The organism is Streptomyces sp. AA4 (genome assembly GCF_000158875.1).
Classification (GTDB): domain Bacteria; phylum Actinomycetota; class Actinomycetes; order Mycobacteriales; family Pseudonocardiaceae; genus Amycolatopsis.
On record NZ_GG657746.1, the window covers coordinates 1,835,692 to 1,854,521 of the forward strand.

Consider the following 18,830-nt stretch of genomic DNA (forward strand, 5'->3'; position numbering starts at 1 on the left):
GGAAAGATGCCTTGACAAGCACCCCCGAACCGCAGGGCGGCTTTGTATCGGGGTTGGGGAGGGGCTGGGTGCCCCCGGCGGTTGGGAGCATCGGCTGCGGTTTGTTGCGCGGTTTGGGTGGTGCGCTGTTTGGGTGCGGCGGCGGCGGCGGTTTGTGCGCGGCTTGGGTGCGTGGGGGCTTGGGGAGCGCGGCGTGCGGTTAGCGCCCCAATGTGGCATTGGGTGCATGTGGCGCACCCAATGTGGCATTGGGTGCATGGGACGCAACCAATGTGGCATTGGGGTGCGCCTCGGGAGGTGCCGGGTGTGGGTCGTGAGGGGAACCCTGAGTGAACTGGGCCCCGGAAGTTGGACTGGTTATGTAGAGGTTAGGCGGCGAGGGTCTGGGCCCGGTATTCGGCCGGGCTCAGGCCTTGGAGCGTGGTGGAGATGCGGGTGGTGTTGTACCAGTCGATGTAGTCGTGCAGTGCCGTGATGAACGTGTCGACGGTGTCGAACTTGGTGTGGTGGAAGAGTTCTTCTTTGAGGTGGCCGAAGAAGTTCTCGGCGACGGCGTTGTCCAGGCAGGTGGCTCGCCGGGACATCGACTGGGTCAGGCCGGCGTCGGCGAGCAGGGAGCGCCAGGAGGCGTGCCGGTACTGGAAGCCCTGGTCGGAGTGCACCAGCGGGCGGGCTCCGGCGGGCAGGGTCGCGATCGCGGCGCGCAGCGAGGAGTTCGTCAGCTCCAGCGTCGGGGACGGCCCGCAGGCGTAGGCGATCACGGACCGGTCGAACAGGTCGATCACGGGCGAGAGGTAGACCTTGCGGTCGCCGATGCGGAACTCGGTCACGTCGGTGACCCATTTGGTGTCCGGGGCCTCGGCGCCGAACTCGCGGTTGAGCAGGTTCTCGGCGGCCGTGCCGGGCCGGCCGGGCCAGGACCGGCGCCGGCGCGGCCGCCGGACCTGGCAGACCAGGCCGAGGGCGTTCATCAGCGCGAGCACGGTTTTCTTCGCCACCCGCCAGCCGGCGCGGGCCAGGACCGTGTGGATCCGCCGGTGCCCGTAGCGGCCGCGGGCGGCCTCGAACGCCTCGGCGATCGCGGCCTTGAGCCCGGCGTGCGGGTCGGGCCGGTCGGGCCGGGCCTGGTGGTGGAAGAACGTCGACCGGGCCAGGCCCGCGACCGCCAGCAGCACCGGCAGCGGATAGTCGGCCTTGAGGGCGGCGACGGCCTGGGTTTTCACCCTCGCCCCTGCTCCCTCAAGGCCCGCAATTTTTTTAGGTAGGCGTTCTCCGCCGACAGCCGCAGGTTCTCCGCCCGCAACCGCTCCAGCTCGCCGGGACCCGGCGAGTCCGCGACACCGGGCGGACGGCCTTTCGGCTTGGGCCGCAACGCGTCCTCTCCCTCGCGCCGATACGCCCGCGCCCAGTTCTCCACGAGTTTGGGCGAGGACAGCCCGTGCTCGCGCGCCAGCTCGGCCGCGGTCGCCTCGCCGCCGACATACCGGCGCACGACCTCCAGCTTGAACTCGAACGCGAACGACCGCCTGCCTGGCTTGTCCATCAGCGCTCCCGCGCTCCGCAGCCTCCAACGATCACGCAAGCGTCGCACGGCACCCGCCGACACCCCCAACCGGGACGCCACGGCCTTCGCGCCATACCCGTCCTCGAACAACGCAACAGCGGACGCCCGCTGCCACTCAGACAACGAACTGCGTGGATGCAACGAACCACTCCCCGGACAGCTGGAACTGGATTCCCAGTCCAACTTCCGGGGCGCAGTTCAGAGGGACTCAGAGTCCCTCAGGGGTCCCCTCGCGGACTTCGGCGGGCGGGTGGTCAGGCGCTTGCTTCCAGTAGTCGGTGGTGGTGTTCCAGCAGTGCGCGGAACGATTCGTGTGCGGTGCTGCCGTAGGTGAGGTCTACTTCGACCGTTCGCCAGCTGTTACCGGTGTGGGTGAGCAGGATCGTCGCTGGGTCGGAGACGATCACGACGGTTCCGTCTGCGCGCAGTTCGCGGGCGGGCAGCAGGCGGGGGAACACCACGTCCGCGGGCAGGCCGTCCGCGAGTGTCAAGAACTCGCGGTAGTCGTCGGGCAGGCGGAAGCCGAGGCGGTTTTCGGCTGCGGCGAGGTCGGTTGGTGACGCGGGGGCGGGGGCTCGTTGTCCGCGCAGTCGGAGGATCGCCGCTACCAGGTCGGGCAGGCTGTCCGGGCCGGTTGGGTGGCGTTCGCGCAGGGCGGCGATCAGCGCGCCTGCGCACTGGTCCGGCCATTCCGGGCCGAGGTCTAGCGGGTCCGCGCCACCGACCAGGCGGGCGGCTAGCGGGCGGGTGGCGGCGAGCGTCGCGACGTCGGGGTTCGGGTGGTTTTCGACGAGTGCGGCCCAGGTGTCCAGGTCGGCGGCGGCGAGTGCGTCGCGCACCGGATCCGGTCGTTCGGGGGCGAGTGCGGAGACCGCGCCTGCGACCGGGGAACCGGCGAAGAGACCGTCCAAATCGGACACTCTGCGGGCTAGGAAGGCTTGGTGGGCTTGTTCTTCCGCGTCCAGGTCGAGCGGAACCAGCGCGTCTGCCCATTGTGGACGGTCGCCGCGGGCCTCGAAAAGCATTGCCCAGGCGCGGGCGCGCAGAGCGTCGTCGGCGAGCACGGACGTTGGGCGGCCGGTGATCGCGTGCCATTGTGCGACAAGGCGATCCGCGGAGTCGGACGCGCCCGCGGTCGCCAAGAGCAGCGCGGCGTGGCCGATTCGGCGGTCAGCGGCGGCCTCGTCGGCGGTGAGCACCTCGCGGACGGCGGTTTCGAGGTAGTCGTCGCGCTGCATGAGCGCGAGCGTGCCACAACGACGGAGGCCCCGTACCGGGCAGGGTGCGGGGCCTCCGGTCGAAAGCGGGTGAATCAGCCCTGGTCGGCGATGTCCGCCAGCACCGCGGCGATGGTGCGGACCGGGACGCCGGTGCCGCCCTTGCCGGTGTAGCCCCACGGGCCGCCGGAGTTGAAGGCCGGGCCCGCGACGTCCAGGTGCACCCACGGCAGGTCCGCGGGCACGAACTCGCGCAGGAACACGCCCGCGACGAGCATGCCCGCCCAGCGCTGGCCGGTCACGTTCGCGATGTCCGCGAGCCGCGAGTCGAGGTCGCCGCGCAGTTCGTCGGGCAGCGGCATCGCCCAGCCGCCCTCGCCGGTGGCCTGCATGATGCCCGCGACGCGGTCGCGGAACTCGTCCGAGCCCATCACGCCGGAGATCCGGTTGCCCAGCGCGACCACCTGCGCGCCGGTCAGCGTGGCGGTCTCGATCAGGTAGTCCGGGTTCTCCTCGGCCGCGCGCACGATCGCGTCGGCCAGCACGAGCCGTCCCTCGGCGTCGGTGTTGAGCACCTCGACGGTCTTGCCGCCGTACATGGTCAGCACGTCGCCGGGGCGGTAGGAGGTGCCCGAGGGCAGGTTCTCCGCCAGCGGGATGTGCGCGGTGACCTCGAGCGGGTACTTGAGCTTGGCGGCCAGCACGACCGACGCGAGCACGGCGGCCGCGCCCGACATGTCGGAGGTCATGTGGTCCATGTTCGCGGCGGGCTTGAGCGAGATGCCGCCCGAGTCGAACGTGATGCCCTTGCCGACCAGCGCGACCTTCTTGCGCGCCTTCGCCGGCTTCCAGCTGAGCCGCAGCAGGCGCGGCGGCCGCGACGAACCGCCGCCGACGCCGAGGATGCCGCCGAAGCCCTTGCGCTTGAGCGCCTTCTCGTCGAGCACCTCGAACTCGAGGCCGTTCGCGTCGGCGAGCTTCTTCGCGCGGTCGGCGAAGGACGCCGGGAACAGGTCGTTCGGCGGGGTGTTGATGAGGTCGCGGGCGATGATCACCGATTCGGCGATGAACCCGGCCGCCTTCAGCGTGGCCTTGTGCTCGCGCGCGGTGCCCTCGGCCGGGCTGACCAGGTCGGCCTTCGCCAGCGGGCCGTCGCCCTTCTCGGAGCGGTACTCGGTGAAGACGTACGCGCCCAGCGCGATGCCCTCGGTGGCGGCGTGCAGGTCGACGGCCGACAGCGTGACGAACGCCCGCTCGGTGCCGTTCAGCGCGCGGGCCGCGGCACCGGCCGCGCGGCGCACCTGCTCGGCGGTGATCCCGCCGTCCTTCGGCTTGCCGAGGCCGACTGCCAGCACGACGCCCGCGGGCAGCTTGCCCAGCGTCGGCAGCTTCACGATCTCCTCGGCCTTGCCGGTCGCGCCGAGCGTGCCCAGCACCTCGGCGAGCTTGCCGTCGAACGCCGCGTCGGCCACCTCCGCGCCGGCGGCCAGCTCGAGGCCGTCCTCGCCCTGCAGGGTGCCGATCACGACGACGTCGGCGCGGGTCTTGCCCAATGCCGCATCCGTGTTCTCGGAGAGGGCAAGCTTCGGCACGGTCACTTCTGGCTCCTCGCGACGTCGCGGTGGCGCCGGGCGTTCTGCCCGGTCGATCGTGAGCCATGCTAATGACAAAGCCATCCGGACGGGGGAAGGGGGATCGCGGTGCGGCTCGCGGGAGCACTCCTGGTGACGCTGGCGGCGGGGGCCGCCGGAGCCGGATATTGGCTGCTCGCCGGGGTTGTCCTCGCCGCGCTGGCCGCGGTCGGCGGTTCCCGGCTGCCCGCGCTCGCTGACGATCCGGCTGGCCGGATCGTGGGCGGATTATCCCGGCTGGCGCAGATCGTCGTGCTCGGGCAAGCGTTCGGCGCATACGTTTTTCCGCTGCAGCCCGGGTATGCCGCGGCCGCGCTGGTCGTATTCGTTGCCGCTGCGGACTTCGCCGGGCTGCGGCTGCCGAATCTGCTGGTCAAGTGGATAGTGGGCGTGCTGCTGGCCGCCGCGGCGGTCCTCGTGGCGATGTGTCTCGTGGTCGCTCCGGTGTCGCAGACGGGCGGAATCGGGACGCCGAACGCGGCCGGGATCGTCGTCGCGGCGTTGTTCCTCCTGCCGTTCCTAGTTCCGGAACCAGGGGCGCGGAGCACCGGACGCGCGCTCGTGCTGGGTCTGGTCGCAGTGGCCGTCACCGCGGTGACGCTGCTGCAGCTGGGTCCGGTGCGGCTCGGGTTGTCCGGGACCTCGATGCGGGAACTGCTCTCCGCCGCGGACGCCGGACAGCTGCAGCCGTTGCTCACGGTGATCGCAGTCCTGGCGACTCTTCCCGCGGCATTCACGACTTTCGTCGGTGCTCGACAGCGGTTTGCGCCGTCCGGCGGGGCTCCGGTCGCGGTGGCCGCGGTGCTGGCAGCGGCCGCCGCGGCGTTCGTTCCGCTGTCGGCGACGCTGCTCGCGGCCGGGCTCGGCGCGGTCGCGGAACTGCTGCTGCGGGTGCGGGTGCGTCGCTACCGTGGCGGGCATGACTGAGCACCGCTGGGCACCGGGACAGACAGTCGTCGAACGTTTCGTCCGCCCGGACGGCAGCATCGGCCAGCATCATCCGCTGCGCGTGGTCTCCGACGACGGCGAGACGCTGCTCGGCTGGCTCCCGCTCGGCACGCCGATCGTCGGCAGCAGGCTCGCGGACGGCCGGTCGCTGCGGGAAGCGCCGCTGGAACAACGGTTTCGCCAGCCGCGCGTCCGCGTGCCGGACGTGTGGCACGGCACCTCGACGCTGCGGCTGATTCCCGACCGGGCGTGGTCATCGGTGTGGTGGTTTTTCGAGACGGACGGCCGGTTCCGCGACTGGTACGTGAACCTCGAGGTGCCGCGCGGGCGCACCGAAACCGGCCCGGACCGGATCGACGGCATCCTCGACCTGGTCGTGACGCCGGGCGCGGGCTGGCAGTGGAAGGACGAGGACGAAGCGGAGGCGGCCGTCGACGCGGGGCGGCTGACCGCGGCCGAACTCGACACGCTGCGCGCCGAGGGCGAACGGATGGGCGCGCTGGCCGAGCGGGGCGCGTACCCCTTCGACGGCACGCACACGGACTTCCGCCCGGACCCGGCCTGGCCCGCGCCGGAACTGCCCGCCGGACTGTGCTGACCTACTGGGCCAGCAGCACCAGCGCGATGAACAGCACGATGTTGACGACGAGCAGGATGACGACCGATTTGGTCGGCACGTTCTTCGTGATCACCGCGCCGTGCAGGTTCTTCCACCAGTAGATGCCGAACCCGGCGACGACCAGTCCGAGGAAGAAGCCGAACCCGCTCGAAAGCAGGCCCCAGCCGACCATCCCGAGCAGCCCCGCGCCGAAGGTCAGCAGGGCGGCGGTGCCGAAGGTCTTGACGTCCGGCCCGGCCCCGGGCCCCGCTTGGCGTGCTGGTTGAGTGCTCACACCGGCCATCGTAGTGGGGTGACGCTGCGAGCGCGGGCCGGTGCGGCGAGTAAAACCACAGGACTTCCGACTAACGTGCTTCCGACCAAGCGCTATCGTTTATGCATGACGACAGCGACGCAGTTCACCCACGTTCCGCACCCGAGCCCCGCGAGTCCTGAACGCGTCGCCGAGGTACTTGCCAAGCCGGGGTTCGGCACGCACTTCACCGACCATATGGTCACCGTCCGCTACAGCACCGAAAAGGGCTGGCACGACGCCAAGGTCGGGCCGTACGAACCGTTCACCCTCGACCCGGCCACGTCCGTGCTGCACTACGGGCAGGCCATCTTCGAGGGCCTCAAGGCCTACCGGCAGCCGGACGGCTCGATCGCCGCGTTCCGGCCGGACGCCAACGCGCAGCGGTTCCGCGAATCCGCCGAGCGGCTGGCCATGCCGCAGCTGCCGGTGGAGACGTTCATCGACGCGCTGCGCGAGCTGATCGCGGTGGACGAGCGCTGGGTGCCGACCCGCGAGGGCGATTCCCTGTACCTGCGCCCGTTCATGATCTCCACCTCGGCGGGCCTGGGCGTGAACAGCCCGGCCGACGAGTACGTCTTCGCGGTGATCGCCTCGCCGGCCGGCTCGTACTTCAGCGGCGGCGTGAAGCCGGTCAGCGTGTGGCTGTCCACCGAGTACGTGCGCGCGGCCCCCGGCGGCACCGGCGCGGCGAAGTGCGCGGGCAACTACGCGGCGTCCTTCGTGGCGCAGGCGCAGGCCGTCGAGAAGGGCTGCGACCAGGTGGTGTGGCTCGACGCGGTCGAGCGCCGCTGGGTCGAGGAGATGGGCGGGATGAACCTGTTCTTCGTCTTCGGTTCGGGCGATGACGTCCGCGTGGTCACGCCGGAGCTGACCGGTTCACTGCTGCCGGGCGTCACCCGGAAGTCGTTGCTGCAGCTGGCGAAGGACGCCGGGCACAAGGTCGAGGAGCGCCGGATCTCCACCGACGAATGGGAGAAGGCGGCCGCTTCGGGCGAGCTGACCGAGGTGTTCGCGTGCGGCACGGCGGCGGTCATCACGCCGGTCGGCCACGTGAAGCACGGCGGCGGCGAGTTCTCGATCTCCGGCGGGCAGCCGGGCCCGGTCACCATGGGCCTGCGCGAGCAGCTGGTCGGGATCCAGGAGGGCACCCGTCCGGCCCCGTCCGGCTGGATGGTGCCGCTCAGCTGAAGCTAGCTGTCCGTGAAGGGCTCCTTGCGGGAATCAGATTCCCGCAAGGAGCCCTTCACGGCTTTTAAGACAGCGGGCCGGAGACGCCGGATTGCTCGTGGGTGGTCATTTCGGCGAGCACCCGGGCGGCCATCATCAGCAGCGGGAGCGCGGTGACGGCGCCGGTGCCTTCGCCGAGGCGGACGTCGAGGTCGAGCAAGGCGCCGAGGTCCAGGTGTTCCAGGGCGAGGGCGTGTGCGGGTTCGCCGGTGAGCTGTCCGGACATCCACCAGCGGCGGGCGCCGGGGGCGAGTTCTTCGGCGACGAGTGCGGCGGAGCAGACCACGAGCCCGTCGAGCACGACCGGCGTGCGGCGGACCGCGGCCTGCGCGAGAAAGCCCGTCATCGCGGCGATATCGGCCCCCGACGACGTGCGCAGCAGGGCGAGCGGGTCGGCCAGCACCGCGCGGGCCCGGCGCAGTGCGTCGCGGACCGCGGCGGCCTTGCGCATCCACGTGTTGTCGTCGATGCCCGAACCCCGGCCGACCACGGCGACCGGCTCGCTCCCGGTCAGCGCCGCGACCAGCACCGACGCCGGGGTGCTGTTGCCGATTCCCAGGTCGCCCGCGATCAGCAGGTCCGCGCCGCCGTCGACCTCCGCGTCGGCGATCTTCCGGCCGGCGTTGACCGCGGCGCGCACCTCGGCGTCGGTGAGCGCGTCCTCGACGTCGATCGAACCCGAACCGCGGCGCACCTTGAACTCGCCGATCGACCGCATCGCGGATTCCTCGGTGTCCACGGCCATGTCGACCACGCGCACGCCCGCGCCCGCCGCCGCGGCGAGGACGTTGATCGCCGCCCCGCCGGTCAGCATGGTGCCGACGAGCTGCGACGTGACCTCCTGCGGATACGCCGAAACGCCCTTCTTCGCGATGCCGTGATCGCCGGCGAACACGACGACGCGCGGACGGGTGAACGGCCGCGGCGGCGCCTGGCCCTGGCACGAAGCGATCCAGACGCCCAGCTCCTCGAGCCTGCCGAGCGAGCCGGCGGGTTTGACGAGCTTGTCGTGCAGCGCGATCGCGCCCGACCGGGCCTGGTCGCTCGGCGGTTCGATCTCGCCGAACTCGATGCCCGTTTCGCCGGTGTCCACAGCCAGGTTTCCTTTCGCCGCTGGGCGTCCCGGCGCCCAACCTACCGCCGCCCGGACCCGGCCCTTAGGGTCGGTCGGCGTGCGGGAATCGACGGCGGCCGGGGTCGTGCTGGCCAGTGGTGCGGGGACCCGGGTCGGGGCCGCGCTGAACAAGGTCTACCTGCCGGTCGCGGGCAGGCGCGTGGTGGCGTGGTCGCTGGACGCGTTCGCCGCCGTGCCCGGGATCGGCGTGCTGGTGCTGGTCATCCGGTCCGAGGACGCGCCGCTGGCGGAGGAAGTGCTCGCCGGGCTCGCCGCGCCGGTGGAGATCGTGACCGGCGGCCCGACGCGGCAGGCCTCCGAACTGAACGCACTGCGCCACCTCGCGCCGCGAATCGCCGACGGGACAGTGGATTCCGTGCTGCTGCACGACGGGGCCCGCCCGTTGGTGAAGCCGGACCTGATCTCCGCGGTGCTGGAGCGGACCCGGGAAGACGGGGGAGCGGTGCCGGGCCTGGCCGCGGACGACGTGGTCTCGATGGCCGGACCGGACACGGTGGCGGGCCCGCTGCCGGGCGCGATCCGGGTGCAGACCCCGCAGGGCTTCCGGGCGGAACCGCTGCTCGCGGCGTACGAACAGGCTGCCGCGGAAGGGTTTCTCGGCACCGACACGGCTTCGTGCATGGAGCGGTTCTCCGCGCTGCCGGTGCGGTGGGTGCCCGGCAGCGCGGAGAACGTGAAGATCACCTATCCGCACGACCTCGCGGTGGCGGAGCGGTTTTTGCTGCGGCCTTCTCCGTAGCGCCGCAGTCCCCGCAGGCGGTCCGTGAAGGACTCCTTGAGGGAATCAGATTCCCTCAAGGAGCCCTTCACGGACATTTGCCGGGCTTACCCAGCTGCGCTGATCAGGGGGAGACGGTGAGCGCCGGGTCGGTGACCACGACGTCGCCGAGCGCCTCGTCGATCGCGGTGAGCAGCTCCGGCTCCAGCTTCACGCCGGCCGCCTTGACGTTGTCCTGGACCTGCTCCGGCCGCGAGGCCCCGATGATCGCCGACGCGACGTTCGGGTTCTGCAGCACCCACGCGACGGCCAGCTGCGCCATCGACAGTCCGGCGTCGGCGGCCAGCGGCTCCAGCTTCGCGACCGCGGCGAGGGTCTTCTCGTCGAGGAAGCGCTTGACCATGTTCGCGCCGCCGTTCTCGTCGGTCGCGCGCGAGCCGGCGGGCAGCGGCTGGCCCACCTTGTACTTGCCGGTCAGCACGCCCTGCGCCACCGGCGACCAGACGATCTGGCTCAGGCCCTCGCGCTCGGAAGCGGGCACGACCTGCGATTCGATGACGCGCCACAGCATCGAGTACTGCGGCTGGTTCGACACGAACGGGATCTTCAGCTCGCGGGCGAGTGCCGCGCCGCGGGAGATCTGCTCCGCGTTCCACTCCGAGACACCGATGTAGAGCGCCTTGCCCTGGCGGACCAGGTCGGCGAACGCCTGCATCGTCTCTTCCAGCGGCACCGTGCGGTCGAAGCGGTGCGCCTGGTAGAGGTCGACGTAGTCGGTGCCGAGCCGCTTGAGCGACGCGTGGGCCGACTCCATGATGTGCTTGCGCGAGAGGCCCTTGTCGTTCGGGCCCTTCGGACCGGTCGGCCAGAAGACCTTGGTGAAGATCTCCAGGCTCTCCCGGCGCTGGCCCTTCAGCCCGCGTCCGAGCACCGACTCCGCCGCGGTGTTGGCGTAGACGTCTGCCGTGTCGAAGGTCGTGATGCCCGCGTCGAGCGCCGCCTTGATGCAGGCCTGCGCCTGGTCCTCCTCGACCTGGGACCCGTGGGTCAGCCAGTTGCCGTAGGAGATCTCACTGATGTTGAGGCCGCTGCGGCCGAGACGTCGAAACTCCATGCCGACAGCGTAAACGTTTCGTTCGCGAGGCTAACGACCTGTGTGCCGCACGGCTCAGTTCGGGATCGGGTCGCCCGGCTTGAGCCGCGGCTTCGGGACGCGCAGCTTGCGGATCTGGCTCGCCCGGACGAAGGCGTACCAGCCCACGCCCCGGTAGGCCGTCGCCGGTTCCTTCGGGAAGCGCTCGCGGACCAGCTTCGAGATCTTGCGGCCGTTCACGAAGCCCTCGATGGCCATGACCAGCAGCATCGCCATGCAGACCAGGGTGATGTACTGCTGCACCGCCGGCGCGGGCACGAGCAGCGCGAGGAACACCAGGATCGCCAGCGGCATGAACAGGCCGAGGAGGTTGCGCCGCGAGTCGACCAGGTCGCGCACGTACGCCTTGACCGGGCCCTTGTCGCGCGGCGGCAGGTACTTGTCGTCGCCGGACATCATCCGCTCGCGGCGCTGCCGGGCGGCTTCCCTGCGCTCTTCCTTGCTGACCGGGTTCGCCTTGCGCAGTTCCTTGTTGCGCTTCATCGCCTCGCGCATCGAGGTGGGCGGCGGCGCGACCGGTCCGCGCTTGCGCCCCTCGGCCTCGCGCCGCTTCGGCGTCGCCTTGCCCTTGCCCGGCGTGTACGCCTTGCTGGCGACCGGGGATTCGACAGTGGCAGCCTCGGCCGCGGACTCGTCGGCGGCGGGGTCAGTGGTGCTTCGGCGCAGGAACCTCACCTCACCAGGGTATTGCAGGCGTCACGGCTTTGTTCACCAGGTCGTTCCATATGCGACGATGGAGGGGAACAGATCGGGCAAGTCCCGTGTTGTGCCTAGGACACGAGATGTACCCGCAGCGAGTTCGACCAAAGAGGGAGTGCCATGACGACCGCTGAGCAGACCGGTGCGGCTGCGGCCGAGACCGCCGAGGAGACCCACGGCGTGACGTTGACCGACGCCGCGGCCGCCAAGGCGAAGGCGCTGCTCGAACAGGAGGGCCGCGACGACATGCACCTGCGCATCGCCGTCCAGCCCGGCGGCTGCGCTGGCCTGCGCTACCAGCTGTTCTTCGACGAGCGCACGCTCGACGGCGACCTGTTCCGCGACTTCGACGGCCTGCGCGTCGCGGTCGACCGGATGAGCGCGCCGTACGTGTCCGAGGCCGTGATCGACTTCGTCGACACCATCGAGAAGCAGGGCTTCACGATCGACAACCCGAACGCCACGGGTTCCTGCGCCTGCGGCGACAGCTTCCACTGAGCCCAGAGCCACGAAAACGGGCCCCCGCGCACTCGCGCGGGGGCCCGTTTCGGCGTTCGGGGCTCAGACGTAGGCGTCGAGATCGGCGACCTGCGCGTGGCAGGCGTCGTCGACCGTCCACGGCCGCGCGGCCCTCGGCCGCGGCAGCCGGGCCTGGTCGGCGGGCCGTTCGGGCTGCAGCGTGGACGGCAGGTGGGCGCAGTCGGCGATCAGGTCGCCGATGGTTTCCGGTTCGGTCGCGAGGTTCACGAACGCCACGCTATTCAGCCGGACTTGAACGGGAAACGAGTACTGGCCGGTAGTGTCGGAACGCGGCGCGGAAATTACCCGGAAGGGTCATGACCAGCGGGTAACTTGCGTCCGGGAGCGAAAACGACAGCTCATCCACCTCGTGAGGAGAACCGGTGGCAGACAAGCCCAGGATCGCCGTGTCCGGCAGCATCGCGACGGACCATCTGATGCACTTCCCGGGGAGGTTCGCCGAGCAGCTCGTCGCCGAGCAGCTGCACCGCGTGTCGCTGAGCTTCCTCGCCGACGACCTCGTCGTGCGCCGCGGCGGCATCGGCGCGAACATCGCGTTCGGCCTCGGCGTGCTCGGCGTGGAGCCGGTGCTGGTCGGCGCCGTGGGCCAGGACTGGGCGGACTACCAGTCGTGGCTGCAGCGGCACGGGGTCGACACGTCGGGCGTGCTGGTGTCCGAGGTCGCGCACACCGCGCGGTTCGTGTGCACCACTGACGAGGACATGTGCCAGATCGCCACGTTCTACGCGGGGGCGATGGCGGAGTCCCGCAACATCGAGATGGGGCCGATCGCGGATCGGGTCGGCGGGCTGGGGCTCGTGTTGATCAGTCCCGACGATCCCGAGGGCATGGTCCGGCACGCGCAGGAGTGCCGTCAGCGGGGGTACACGTTCGCGGTCGATCCCTCGCAGCAGCTGGCGCGGATGGACGGGGCGCAGGTGCGGTCGTTCGTCGAGGGGGCCAAGTACCTGTTCAGCAATGACTACGAGTGGGAGTTGCTGCTGCAGAAGACCGGCTGGACCGAGGCGGACGTGCTGGAGCGGGTCGGGCTGAGGATCACCACGCTCGGGGAGAAGGGCGTGGAGATTGTCGGGCGGGACGGGACCGCGCTGCAGATCGGGGCCGTTCCGGAGCGGGGGAAGGCTGATCCCACCGGGGTCGGGGACGGGTTCCGGGCTGGGTTCCTTGCCGCCGTTGACGGCGGGTTGAGCTTGGAGCGGGCGGCGCAGTTGGGGTGTTTGATCGCGGTGCTCGTTTTGGAGACTGTGGGGACTCAGGAGTGGAGGCTGGAGCGGGCTGACGCGTTGACGCGGTTGAGCGAGGCGTTCGGGCCGGAGGCTGCTGAGGAGATTTCGGCGGTTTTGCCTGCTTGAGGCGTTTCGGCTCGTCGCCCTGGCGGGCGACATTGCCGTCCCTGGTTGCGTGGGGCACCCCGAAGCTTGATCGTGCTGACGGTCTGGGGGTGCTTGTCAAGGCGGGAAAGATGCCTTGACAAGCACCCCCAGACCGCAGGGAGGCTTCGTATCGGGGTGCGGGGGAGGGGCTGGGTGCCTCGATCGTTGGGTGCACCGGGTGCGGTTTTAGGGCCGTGAGGGGAACCCTGAGGGACTCAGAGTCCCTCAGCGTTCCCCTCACGTCCGTCTTAGAGCTTTACTGGGTAGACCGGTTCCGGGATTTCCGGCTTGATGCGGTGCTCTACGAAGATGCCGTGCCAGAGCATGAAGACCAGGAGCGCCCAGAGTTGGCGGCTGCGGTCGAACTGGCCTTCCTTGTGTTCGTCCAGCAGGCGCAGTACCGCGTTCTTGTCCAGCAGCTCGTCGGTCTTCGAGTCGTTGATGATGCCGCGGGCCCAGTCGTACATCTCGTTGCGCAGCCACAGGCGGATCGGGACCGGGAAGCCCAGTTTTTTCCGGTTCAGCACGTGGCCGGGGATGATTTTCGCCAACGCCTGGCGCAGCGCGTACTTCGTGGTGCCGTGGGCGAGTTTCTGGTCCAGCGGGATCGAGGCGGCGACCTTGAACACCTCGGCGTCCAGGAACGGCACCCGCAGCTCCAGCGAGTTCGCCATGGTCACCTTGTCCGCCTTGACCAGGATGTCGCCGCGCAGCCAGGTGTAGAGGTCCACGTGCTGCATGCGGGCCACCGGGTCCCAGCCGCGGGACACGTCGTACCAGGGGGCCGTGACGTCCTTGAAGCCGATGCCTTCCCGGTACGTCCGCAGGACCGCGCGCAGCTGTTCGTCACGGAAGTTGCGGGCGTTGCCGTAGTAGCGGTCTTCAAGCGGGAGCGCGCCGCGGCGCAGCAGGTCCTTGCCTCGGGTGCCCTCGGGGATCTTCGTGGACACCTTGCCCAGCAGTTTTCGCACGCTGCCGGGGATTTTCTCGAACGGGGCCAGCGAGATCGGCTCGCCGTAGATCGTGTAGCCGCCGAACAGTTCGTCCGCGCCTTCGCCGGACAGGACCGCCTTCACGTGCTTGCGGGCCTCGCGCGCGATGAACCACAGCGGGACCAGCGCCGGGTCCGCGACCGGGTCGTCCAGGTACCAGACGATGAGCGGCAGGGCCTCCATCATCTCGTCCGCCGACACCGTGCGGACCACGTGCTTCACGCCGATCGCGGCGGCCGACTCGGCGGCCACGTCCACCTCGGAGTAGCCCTCGCGCTCGAACCCGGTGGTGAACGCGATCAGGTTCGGGTTGTGCTCCTTGGCGAGCGTCGCGGTCGCGGTGGAGTCGATGCCGCCGGAGAGGAACGCGCCCACCGTGACGTCCGGGTCCGAGATCATGTGCTTGCCGACCGAGTCGCGCATCACGTCGGCGATGCGCTCGTACAGCGCCTCGGCCTCGGCGGGGCCGTTGACCGGCTTCGCGGCGAACTGCGGGTGGAAGTACCGGGTGAACTGGGGCTTCCCGCCCGGCGAGAGCCGGAACGAGGTGCCGGACTCGACGCGGCGGATCGCGGTGTGCAGCGACTCCGGCTCCGGGACGTACTGCAGGACCAGGTAGTGCTGCAGGGCAGTGCGGTCCAGCTCCTGCGCGACGCCGAGCGTGTCCGACAGCTCCAGCAGGCTCTTCTTCTCGCTGGAGAACGCGGTGCCCTTGGGGCCTTCGCTGTAGTAGAGCGGTTTGATGCCGAACGGGTCGCGTGCGCCGAAAACGACCTTTTCCGCCGAATCCCAGATCAGGAACGCGAACATGCCGCGCAGCTTTTCGACCGCTTTGTCCCCGAGATAGTGATAAGCCGCGACGATCGCCTCGCCGTCGCCCTCAGTGGCGAATTTCGCACCGAATTTTTCGGCCAGCTCGTCGCGCAGCTCGCGGTAGTTGTAGATCTCGCCGTTGAAGTTCAGCGTGTACCGGCCGGGGGCCTCCGGCGGACCCCACACCAGCGGCTGGTGCGCGTGGTCGACGTCGATGAAGGCGAGCCGGTTGAAGCCGTACACGACCTCGGCATCGGCCCAGGTGTCCTGCTCGTCAGGGCCGCGGTGGCGCTGGCAGCGCATCGCCGCGCCGACGCTGCCGCGGGCGTCCGCGGCGTCGTTTTCGGTCGCGCAGATCAGTCCAAGCAGGCCGCACACGTGTACTCACACACCTCAGGGTCGGGCCGGTCCGGGGAAGGGCCCAGTATGCCGGTGCGGGGCCCGCCGCGCGGAAAGCGGGTGACGCGTGGCGCAACTGGTCACCCCTTGGTCAGCGGGAGCGGCCAACTCGGCTAGGCTCCGCCTGTCACGAAGATCGGTCGAAGAAGGCCCGGTGTGAGAGGGCCTGTTGGGTGAAAGGGCAGGGCGCAGTGGGAAAACCAGAGCGCACCCCGGTGGGTAAGCGGGTCGGGCGTGTCGCCGCGCTGGCCGTGCTGGTGGCGCTGACCGCGACGGGCTGCTCGGGAGACGAGATCCTCCGCTTCGGATGGCCCAAGGGCGTCACGCCGCAGGCCGACCAGATGCGCACCCTCTGGACGTGGACGGTCATCGCCGCGCTCGTCGTCGGCGCGATCGTGTGGGCACTCATCTTCTGGACCGCGATCTTCCACCGCAAGAAGAAGGGCGCGGCCGCCGAAGGACCGGACGACCTGCCCCGGCAGTTCCAGTACAACATCCCGCTGGAGATCTTCACGGTCGTCCTGCCGACGATCATGGTCTGCGTGCTGTTCTTCTTCACCGCGACGACCGAGAGCAAGGTCCTCGACAAGAAGCCGAACCCGGACGTCGTGGTCGACGTGATCGCCTTCCAGTGGAACTGGGAGTTTAAGTACGAGGGCGACGCCGCCAAGCGTCCCGACGGCACCCAGGTGAGCACCGTCGGCTCCTCCGGCGAGATCCCGCTGCTCGTGCTGCCGACGAACAAGACCATCGAGTACCGGCTCCGCTCGACGGACGTCATCCACTCGTTCTGGGTCCCGGAGTTCAACTTCAAGCGCGACGTCATGCCGGACCCGGAGAAGAACAACCAGGACAGCTCGTTCCAGAACTCGATCGACCGCGAGGGCTCGTTCGTCGGGCGCTGCGCCGAGCTGTGCGGGACGTACCATTCGGTGATGAACTTCGAGGTGCGGGCCTTGTCCCCGGACAAGTACGACCAGTACCTCAAGCTGCGCACCGAGACGAACCCGCAGACCGGCAAGCCGAACACCGCGTCCGAGGCGCTGGCTTCGATGAACTGCGGCGAGCTGTGCAGCCCGTACGCGGTGACCACGAAGCCGTTCAACACCGACCGCACCGCGCGCACCGCGTCCAACTGACGGCGAACCCAGAGGAGTAGGGGACCAATCCCATGAAGGTCGAAGCCCGGATTTTCTACATGGTGGCGGGATTCGCCGTCCTCATGACCGCCGTCTACTGGGTCATGACCGCGCTCTTCACCACCGACCAGAAGGCCGAGCCGGTCGGCATCGTCGCGCTGTTCCTGACCGGCGGCCTGGCGTTCCTCGCCGGCAGCTACATGCAGTTCGTGTCGCGCCGGATCGAAGCGCGCCCGGAGGACCGCGAGGACGCCGAGATCAGCGACGGCGCCGGCGAACTGGGCTTCTTCAGCCCGGGCAGCTACTGGCCGGTCGCGCTGGCCGCGGCGGCCGGGCTGGCCGGCCTCGCCCTCGCGTTCTTCCACATCTGGCTGCTCGTGATGGCGATCGTGGCGCTGCTCATCGCCGTCGGCGGCCTGGTGTTCGAGTACCACACCGGTCCCGAGCACGACTGAGTTTTTCCGCTTCACCGCGACGCCCGGCTGGGAATCCCCGGCCGGGCGTTTCGCGTCTCCGCCCTGCCGCGCTGCGGGGCCAGCGCGGCGGCGAGCACCGCCAGCATCCCCGCGCCCTCGGCCCAGGTGAACCGGTGGCCGAACGCCAGCATGTCCACGACGACCGCGACCACCGGGTACAGGTAGGACAGCAGCGCCACCGTCGTGGTGGGCAGCTTGCCGATGCTGGCGTACATCAGCACGTACATCACCGCGGTGTGCACCGTGCCCAGGAGCAGGAGCCACAGGAGGCCCGGAGCCGAACTCGGCAGCGGCGTGAACATCAGCGCGGGCGCGAGGACGATCGCGCCGACTGTCAGCTGCACGGCCGCGAGCAGATGCGGCCGGATGTGCTTGAGCTGCTTCGCGATGAAGGACGCACCGGCGTAGAGCAGGGCCGCGCCGAGCGCGAGCGCGATCCCGGCGAACCGCACTGGTTGCCCGTCATCTCCTTGTGCGGAAAGGGAAATCACCACGACTCCGGCAAAGGCCACGCCTGCGCGCGCGAGGTGGGAACGGCCGACCTTCTCGCCGAGGAACACCGCCGCCATTCCGACCAGGATCAGCGGTTGTGTGTGGTAGACGACAGTGCTGACTCCGATGGACGACAGCGAGTAGGACGCGAACAGCAGCACCCAGTTGCCGACCAGCAACAGGCCGCCCGCGACGGCGAGGAGCAGGTCTCGGCGGGTCGGCCGCCAGTCGCGGAACCAACCGCGAGCGAGCGACCACACGACCAGCAGGACGCCGCCGACGAGGCAGCGGGCGAACGCGACCGCCGGGGCGGCCGCGCCGCTTTCGAGCACGACCGCGCCGATCGTGCCGGACAACGCCATCGCCGCGGACCACTGCAGGACCGGGCGGGATTCGGGGTTCGTCATGCGCCCCAGATTCGTCCTCGCGGCAGCGCCCAACCAGTGTCAGAGATGACAACGACCGCAAAACTTATGACAAGCTGGGCGCATGGACGTGCAACGGGTCGCCGTGCTGCTCGCGGACCGAGTTTCGCCGTTCGAGCTGGGGGTCGCGTGCGAGGTGTTCGGCACCGACCGCAGCGCGGACGGGATGCCCGGCTGGGATTTCGGCGTGTGCTCGCCGGGCGGGGCGGAAGTGGCCAGCTGGTCCGGATTCGACCTGTCCGGACTGCGTGACCTGGACTTCGCGGCATCCGCCGATTTGGTGATTGTGCCCACCCAAGCGCCGCGGACCGCGCCGCCGCCGGAGCCGTTGCTGGACGCCTTGCGTGCCGCTCGGGAACGCGGCGCGTGGGTAGCTGGGTTCTGCGCGGGAGTTTTCTCACTCGGCTACGCGGGCCTGCTCGACGACCGGCGCTGCACCGTGCACTGGATCTACGAACCGGAATTCCGTCGCCTGTTCCCTTCGGCGGAAGTGGACCCGCAAGCGCTTTACGCGGACGACGACGGCGTGTTCACCAGCGCCGGGACGGTCGCCGCGGTCGACCTATGCCTGCACTTGGTGCGGCGATTGCGCGGGGTCGCGGCGGCGACGGCGCTGGCCCGCCGGATGGTGGCCGCACCGCATCGCGCCGGCGGGCAGGCACAGTTCGTGCAGGCCCCGGTGCCCGCGACGGCCGCACCGGACGACGCCGTGGTCGCCGAAGCGCTCGAATGGGTGGAACGGCGGCTGGATCAGCCGTTCACGGTCGCGGAGCTGGCCCGTCGCAGCGGACTGGGCGAGCGGACGTTCCTGCGCCGGTTCTCCGCCGCGACCGGGACGACGCCGCACCGCTGGCTGACCGAACGTCGTCTCGACCGAGCGCAGGCGCTGCTGGAGGAGGGTTCGCGTTCCGTGGAGGACATCGCGGTGGCTTGCGGTTATGCGTCCGCGGCGGCCTTGCGGCACCAGTTCTCGCG

Annotated in this window: 20 protein-coding genes and 1 pseudogene; 9 read left to right on the forward strand and 12 right to left on the reverse strand. The window is 70.0% G+C overall.

Annotation, left to right across the window (positions count from 1 at the left end; genetic code table 11):
- Window positions 1-368: 368 nt before the first annotated feature.
- The 5 genes and pseudogenes from SSMG_RS44680 to SSMG_RS08620 form a co-directional block, all read right to left on the reverse strand.
- Complete coding sequence (locus tag SSMG_RS44680; protein ID WP_037713023.1) at window positions 369-1,223, reverse strand: IS3 family transposase; 855 nt, start codon at window positions 1,221-1,223, stop codon at window positions 369-371.
- Entirely contained in the window at window positions 1,220-1,543 is a 324-nt protein-coding gene (locus SSMG_RS46740) for a helix-turn-helix domain-containing protein (protein WP_234392755.1), read from the reverse strand. The genes SSMG_RS44680 and SSMG_RS46740 overlap by 4 nt, the downstream gene beginning before the upstream one ends.
- Before the next feature lie 39 nt (window positions 1,544-1,582).
- Window positions 1,583-1,747 (reverse strand): annotated as a pseudogene (locus SSMG_RS47580) (hypothetical protein); the annotation flags it as partial.
- Between the two features lie 71 nt (window positions 1,748-1,818).
- Window positions 1,819-2,802: an SMI1/KNR4 family protein gene (locus SSMG_RS08615; protein ID WP_009074775.1), complete on the reverse strand. Its 984-nt coding sequence runs from the start codon at window positions 2,800-2,802 to the stop codon at window positions 1,819-1,821.
- 74 nt (window positions 2,803-2,876) lie between these two features.
- Window positions 2,877-4,379, reverse strand: coding sequence for a leucyl aminopeptidase (locus tag SSMG_RS08620; RefSeq protein ID WP_037713025.1), 1,503 nt, complete (start codon window positions 4,377-4,379; stop codon window positions 2,877-2,879).
- Between the two features lie 102 nt (window positions 4,380-4,481).
- Here SSMG_RS08620 and SSMG_RS08625 point away from each other — a divergent pair, with 102 nt between their 5' ends.
- Both SSMG_RS08625 and SSMG_RS08630 read left to right on the forward strand, forming a co-directional pair.
- Window positions 4,482-5,339 (forward strand): hypothetical protein, encoded by an 858-nt coding sequence (locus SSMG_RS08625; RefSeq protein ID WP_009074781.1) that lies wholly within the window; start codon window positions 4,482-4,484, stop codon window positions 5,337-5,339.
- Entirely contained in the window at window positions 5,332-5,958 is a 627-nt protein-coding gene (locus SSMG_RS08630) for a DUF402 domain-containing protein (RefSeq protein ID WP_009074783.1), read from the forward strand. The genes SSMG_RS08625 and SSMG_RS08630 overlap by 8 nt, the downstream gene beginning before the upstream one ends.
- A 1-nt stretch (window position 5,959) precedes the next feature.
- Here the strand turns inward: SSMG_RS08630 and SSMG_RS08635 are convergent, their stop codons facing one another.
- Entirely contained in the window at window positions 5,960-6,253 is a 294-nt protein-coding gene (locus SSMG_RS08635) for a hypothetical protein (RefSeq protein ID WP_199785845.1), read from the reverse strand.
- A gap of 105 nt (window positions 6,254-6,358) precedes the next feature.
- On the opposite strand from SSMG_RS08635, the gene SSMG_RS08640 reads away from it, so the two are divergent.
- A complete protein-coding gene (locus SSMG_RS08640) occupies window positions 6,359-7,462 on the forward strand; it encodes a branched-chain amino acid aminotransferase (RefSeq protein WP_037713028.1) in 1,104 nt (367 codons plus the stop codon).
- Between the two features lie 64 nt (window positions 7,463-7,526).
- Here the strand turns inward: SSMG_RS08640 and cobT are convergent, their stop codons facing one another.
- Window positions 7,527-8,594: a nicotinate-nucleotide--dimethylbenzimidazole phosphoribosyltransferase gene (gene cobT, locus SSMG_RS08645; RefSeq protein ID WP_009074789.1), complete on the reverse strand. Its 1,068-nt coding sequence runs from the start codon at window positions 8,592-8,594 to the stop codon at window positions 7,527-7,529.
- 79 nt (window positions 8,595-8,673) lie between these two features.
- On the opposite strand from cobT, the gene SSMG_RS08650 reads away from it, so the two are divergent.
- Entirely contained in the window at window positions 8,674-9,375 is a 702-nt protein-coding gene (locus SSMG_RS08650) for a 2-C-methyl-D-erythritol 4-phosphate cytidylyltransferase (protein ID WP_009074791.1), read from the forward strand.
- 103 nt (window positions 9,376-9,478) lie between these two features.
- Here SSMG_RS08650 and SSMG_RS08655 read toward each other — a convergent pair whose 3' ends face one another.
- Window positions 9,479-10,468 carry an aldo/keto reductase family protein gene (locus tag SSMG_RS08655; protein WP_009074792.1) on the reverse strand — a complete coding sequence of 330 codons (990 nt, stop codon included), beginning with the start codon at window positions 10,466-10,468 and terminating at the stop codon, window positions 9,479-9,481.
- Between the two features lie 54 nt (window positions 10,469-10,522).
- A complete protein-coding gene (locus SSMG_RS08660) occupies window positions 10,523-11,182 on the reverse strand; it encodes a DUF3043 domain-containing protein (RefSeq protein WP_009074794.1) in 660 nt (219 codons plus the stop codon).
- A 144-nt stretch (window positions 11,183-11,326) separates the two neighbouring features.
- Between SSMG_RS08660 and SSMG_RS08665 the strand changes: the two genes are divergently transcribed.
- Window positions 11,327-11,704: an iron-sulfur cluster assembly accessory protein gene (locus SSMG_RS08665; RefSeq protein WP_009074796.1), complete on the forward strand. Its 378-nt coding sequence runs from the start codon at window positions 11,327-11,329 to the stop codon at window positions 11,702-11,704.
- A 63-nt stretch (window positions 11,705-11,767) separates the two neighbouring features.
- On the opposite strand, the gene SSMG_RS08670 is transcribed toward SSMG_RS08665, so the two are convergent.
- On the reverse strand, window positions 11,768-11,953 hold the full coding sequence (locus tag SSMG_RS08670) for a hypothetical protein (RefSeq protein WP_037716798.1): 186 nt from the start codon (window positions 11,951-11,953) through the stop codon (window positions 11,768-11,770).
- A 209-nt stretch (window positions 11,954-12,162) separates the two neighbouring features.
- Here SSMG_RS08670 and SSMG_RS08675 point away from each other — a divergent pair, with 209 nt between their 5' ends.
- Window positions 12,163-13,098 (forward strand): carbohydrate kinase family protein, encoded by a 936-nt coding sequence (locus tag SSMG_RS08675; protein ID WP_050788410.1) that lies wholly within the window; start codon window positions 12,163-12,165, stop codon window positions 13,096-13,098.
- A 269-nt stretch (window positions 13,099-13,367) separates the two neighbouring features.
- Here the strand turns inward: SSMG_RS08675 and asnB are convergent, their stop codons facing one another.
- Window positions 13,368-15,302 (reverse strand): asparagine synthase (glutamine-hydrolyzing), encoded by a 1,935-nt coding sequence (gene asnB, locus SSMG_RS08680; RefSeq protein ID WP_037713029.1) that lies wholly within the window; start codon window positions 15,300-15,302, stop codon window positions 13,368-13,370.
- 212 nt (window positions 15,303-15,514) lie between these two features.
- On the opposite strand from asnB, the gene SSMG_RS08685 reads away from it, so the two are divergent.
- Entirely contained in the window at window positions 15,515-16,462 is a 948-nt protein-coding gene (locus SSMG_RS08685; RefSeq protein ID WP_050788135.1) for a cytochrome c oxidase subunit II, read from the forward strand.
- 32 nt (window positions 16,463-16,494) lie between these two features.
- Window positions 16,495-16,917 (forward strand): cytochrome c oxidase subunit 4, encoded by a 423-nt coding sequence (locus SSMG_RS08690; RefSeq protein WP_009074806.1) that lies wholly within the window; start codon window positions 16,495-16,497, stop codon window positions 16,915-16,917.
- An 11-nt stretch (window positions 16,918-16,928) separates the two neighbouring features.
- Here SSMG_RS08690 and SSMG_RS08695 read toward each other — a convergent pair whose 3' ends face one another.
- On the reverse strand, window positions 16,929-17,837 hold the full coding sequence (locus SSMG_RS08695) for a DMT family transporter (RefSeq protein WP_009074808.1): 909 nt from the start codon (window positions 17,835-17,837) through the stop codon (window positions 16,929-16,931).
- An 82-nt stretch (window positions 17,838-17,919) separates the two neighbouring features.
- Between SSMG_RS08695 and SSMG_RS08700 the strand changes: the two genes are divergently transcribed.
- A partial coding sequence (locus SSMG_RS08700; protein WP_009074810.1) for a GlxA family transcriptional regulator occupies window positions 17,920-18,830 on the forward strand: 911 nt, incomplete at its 3' end.